The sequence below is a fragment of the Mycobacterium sp. genome, from assembly GCF_049280035.1.
In the GTDB taxonomy this organism is placed as follows: Bacteria; Actinomycetota; Actinomycetes; order Mycobacteriales; family Mycobacteriaceae; genus Mycobacterium.
The window spans coordinates 1-4153 of record NZ_JBAPPI010000453.1; the positions used below are offsets into that span (position 1 = coordinate 1).

At 64.1% G+C, this 4153-nt stretch carries 6 protein-coding genes; all 6 read right to left on the minus strand.

Features of this window, described 5'->3' with window-relative positions; all coding sequences use genetic code 11:
- Positions 1 to 504: methylated-DNA--[protein]-cysteine S-methyltransferase (locus tag WAN71_RS14980; RefSeq protein ID WP_422226084.1), on the minus strand; the 504-nt coding region annotated here is incomplete at its 3' end.
- Between the two features lie 85 nt (positions 505 to 589).
- A complete protein-coding gene (locus tag WAN71_RS14985; protein ID WP_422226085.1) occupies positions 590 to 1270 on the minus strand; it encodes a haloacid dehalogenase type II in 681 nt (226 codons plus the stop codon).
- Positions 1271 to 1317: 47 nt separating this feature from the next.
- Complete coding sequence (locus tag WAN71_RS14990) at positions 1318 to 2370, minus strand: zinc-binding alcohol dehydrogenase family protein (protein WP_422226089.1); 1053 nt, start codon at positions 2368 to 2370, stop codon at positions 1318 to 1320.
- A gap of 93 nt (positions 2371 to 2463) precedes the next feature.
- Complete coding sequence (locus WAN71_RS14995) at positions 2464 to 3135, minus strand: TetR/AcrR family transcriptional regulator (RefSeq protein WP_422226086.1); 672 nt, start codon at positions 3133 to 3135, stop codon at positions 2464 to 2466.
- Positions 3136 to 3158: 23 nt separating this feature from the next.
- Positions 3159 to 3854: a TetR/AcrR family transcriptional regulator gene (locus WAN71_RS15000; protein WP_422226087.1), complete on the minus strand. Its 696-nt coding sequence runs from the start codon at positions 3852 to 3854 to the stop codon at positions 3159 to 3161.
- Between the two features lie 68 nt (positions 3855 to 3922).
- Positions 3923 to 4153, minus strand: a 231-nt coding sequence (locus WAN71_RS15005; RefSeq protein WP_422226088.1) for an alpha/beta fold hydrolase, incomplete at its 5' end; no start/stop codon positions are given.

Here is a 4153-nt window from a genome sequence, read left to right on the forward strand (position 1 = left end):
CGCCTTCTCCAGTTCGAGCAAGTGACGCTTACGATCCAGGCCACCGGCGTATCCGGTGAGTTTCCCGGTGGATCCGACCACTCGATGGCAGGGGATGAGGATCGACAGCGGGTTGTTGCCCACGAAACCACCGATATCACGGGGCCTGAGGTCGCCACCGATCCTGCCTGCCAGCCCTGCGTAGCTGGTGGTTTGCCCGTACGGGATCTCGGCGATTAGCTGCCAGACCTGCCGCGCCTGGTCGCTGCCGCGCGGGTTGAGCGGCACGTCGAACTCCCGCCGCTCGCCGGCGAAGTACTCGGCCAGCTGGGCAATGGCCGCATCAAAGCCGTGATCCTGGTTTGAGTCGACCTGCGGCCCGAGCGAATTCCGGTCCGGGCGGGTCCAGTGACCGGGGTAGTACAGCCCGGTCACGCCGGTGTCGTCGCGCACCAGCGTCAACGGCCCGATCGGTGAGTCGACGATGACGTGGCGAGTCGAAATCGTGGCGGTTGCGGTAGACATGGGGCTGCTCCGTGGGTCGTCGGAATTGCTATCTACCCGGTAAACGTCTGGTGCGCCCGGTTTGTGAGGTTGGCCGAAGCCTTCGCTACGCGCAGAGTTGCTGGGCGAAATCGCGCAGATCATTGGCGACGATCGCCGGCTGCGGCAACTCGGGGATTGGTAACAGCGCATTACCGGGGCGGGTGATCAGCGCGCCGCTGAATCCCGCGGATTGCGCACCGATGGTGTCCCAGACGTGGGCTGCGACCATCATGCAATCCGCCGGGTTTACCGCGAGTTCCTCGCACACGTACCGGTATACCGTCGGCGCGGGTTTAAACGCGCGGCACGCCTCGACACTGAGCGTCCGCTCGAAAAAGTGGGCCAATCCGGCATGTTCCAACGGGCTCGGCCCAGCCGGATTAGGGGGCGAGTTCGTCAGCGTGACTAAACGAAAGCCGTTGTCGCGGAGCGTTGTCAGCCCATCTTCGACGTCGGGGTGGGCCGGCAGGGTCAGCATGCCGTCCTTCAGTGCCTGCACGTCGTCGTCGGTGATGGCCAGGCGGTGGGTGCTGGCCAGCATCTGCAGTAGCCCTTGCCCCAGGGAGAAATAGTCGACGTAATGCCCCGACAGCGTTGCGGCCATCGAGTACATGACGAGCTGATTGAACCACTCCCGCACCGCCTGTGGATCACCGAAAACCCGCTCGAAAAGTGGTTCCATGGATTCGATATCGATGAGTGTTTCGTTCACGTCGAACACCAGGACGGATGAAGCGGCAGTCATCGTTCCATCATCTACTACGATTGGCGCCCCATTCCCCCCTTTAGAGTTCAGTCCACGACGACGACCATTTTTCCGCCCGCCTCACCGGCCTCCATCACGCGGTGCGCTTCGCGGATCTCGTCGAAGGAGAAGACCCGTTCCGGGGCTGCTTCGAGTTGGCCGGCGGCCACCTGCGCTGCGATGTCTTGCAGCGGCACATCGGACAGCGGGAAGCCCGGGCTACCAAACACAAAGCTGCCAAAGAAGGACCAATTCACCCCGCTGGCCATGCGCAGCAGCGGGTTGAAGTCGCCGATCGGATCCAGGCCGCCAAGCCAGCCCGCCAGGCACGCGGTGCCGTCGCGGCGAAGCATGTCCAGCGAGTCCATGATGGTGCTGTTGCCGACCAAGTCGAGGACCGCATCGATCTGCTTGGCTTCCGCGATACTGGCAGCCAGCGTTCGTGACTCCAGCTCGACCCGGGCGGCGCCGAGCGCCTCCAGCATGCCGAATCGCTCGCGCTTGCGGGCGGTGGCAATCACGCGGGCACCGGACGCGACTGCCATCTTGACCGCGGCCTGGCCGAACGATGAAGTCGCGCCGCGTATTACGACGGTTTGTCCTGCGGACAGTTTGAGGTTGCGGAAAAGGCATGTCCACGCGGTAGCAAAGGTCTCGGGCAGCGCAGCCAACTGCGACCAGGGTAGTTCGGAGTTGATAAGGGCGACGTTCGCCGCGCGGACCCGGGTGTATTCGGCGTAGCTGCCGTTGATGGTTCGGCCGAGGCCGCCCATCAGCGCAGCCACTTTGGCTCCGACCGGAAACTCTCCGCCCGGACACGAGTCGACGATGCCAACGCATTCAATGCCGCTGACTTCGGCGGCTTCGGCCCATTCCCCGCGACGCATGTGCAGCTCGGCGTGGTTGATGCCGAACCCGCGGACATTGATGACGACTTCGCCGTCCTTGGGTAGCGGTTTGGGGATGTCGGTGTAGACCAGGCTGTCGAGTCCGCCGAACTTCTCTAACACGATCGCCCGCATGGTTTCTCCGCCGGGTCGTTCGCGCACTACGGCGGGCGCGGTAGGCAGTGCGGGCTGTGCGGACTCCGCGACGGACATGACGTGCCTTTCTTCAGCGGCCACATTGGGATACTTCGCCCATTATTATGGGTCAGCTGACCCATATATGTCCAGCGGTCAGAGGGGCTTCGATCAGCCCTTGGGCTTGCGCCGAGAGGGCGCGTTTCGGGATTTGCGGGCGGTCGGGGTCGGTGCGAACGAGCGTACGTATTCGACTGCGGCATTCACCGCTGCGCGCAGCGGTTCTGGGCTGTCGGTGATGTAGGTGACCATGGCGCCACCCTGATGCGCCGCGACCAGTGTGACGGCGAGGTGTCGCGGGTCGGCGTCGGGACGCAGATCGCCGCGGCGGCGCATTTCGACAAGGCCGGCGCGAAATTGCTCAATCCATTGGTCATAGCCGGCGGCGAGGTCGCCATGGATTTCGGCGTCGGCTTCGACCAACTCCCCTGCCAACGAACCGTAAACGCATCCACCCTGGCGGTAGACGGCGTTGATGTCGGCAATGTTGGCGTCGGCCCAAGCTTGCAGCGCGTCGAGGTTGTCTAGGCCGCCCAGCTGTGGCTGACTGTGAAACTTGCGGACGTCGTCGCAGCGTGCATCGATGACCTTGCGGGTGAGATCGCGTTTGTCATGGAAGTAATGCGAGATCTGCGAGCCACTGACGGCCGCCGTGTTGCGCACCTCGTCGACGCTGGTCCCGGCAACGCCACGCTCGAAGATGAGCCGGGCAGCGGCGTCAACGATGCGCGTCTGGGTTGCGCGGCCCTTACGGGTGAACCGCGATGCGGGGTCGTCGGACACGTTGCCTCCCCCTTCGGCACTGATTAGGCAGGTTGGGCGGTTTTGCGTCGACCGCGGGGACGACGCGGAGGGCGGGGGACCCGTTCGGCGGGGTCGGTGGCGAACATGCGCAGGTAGTTGACCGCGAACCGCACGGCGTCGGCGTGCGGCCACTCTTCCCGATAGGTGAAGCTCAACGTGCCGCCGCCTTGGTGGGCGCAAACTATGACCAAAGCCAACTTTCGTGGGTGTGCGCCTGCGACCAAGACTCCGTGATCCCTCATCCGTTGAATCGCCTGCTCTAACAGCTCGATCCACTGCGCGTAGCCCGCCGCCAACGTCTCGCGTGTTACGTTGTCAGACTTGCCGAGCTGTCCGGCCAGTGCGTGGTAGGTGGGCGTGCCGGAGTAGCCGATGCGTCGCAGGTAGCGCATATTCAGATCGATCCAGCGCTCGAAGTCGTCGAAGGTATCAAGCGCCTGAAGCCTGGGCTGACGGTGGAAGTCCAGCACCACGTTGATCTGGCGCGCGACGACCGCGCGGATCAGCGCCCGCTTGTCGGTGAAGTAGTGGGCGAGTTGCGAGCCGCTTACCGACGCGGCCTTGCGCAGCGCGTCCATGTTCAACGCCGAGAGGCCGTCGCGCAGTATCAGCTCGGCAGCGACCTTCACGATCCGGTCGCGGGTGGCGCGACCCTTGGTAGTCAAGCGCCGGTCGTCGTGCAGATCGGCATGAACCATGGCGTCAGGTTAACGCGCCTGCACGCCGATTATGGGATGTTCAACCCATATCGTTGCCCGGTGTGTCGTCAGGCGGCGGGATGCACTTTGGCGAGGAAGGAGCGGATCAGCTCGGTCACCTCGTCCAGTGCCGACTCCAGCAAGAAATGCCCGCCGTCGAGTAGATGGATTTCGGCGTCGGGCAGGTCATCGGCGAAAGCCTGCGCACCGGCCGGACCGAATATCTCGTCGCCGCGACCCCACACCGCCAGCAGAGGCACCTTGCTGGCGCGGAAGTATTCATGCACGCGCGGGTATAA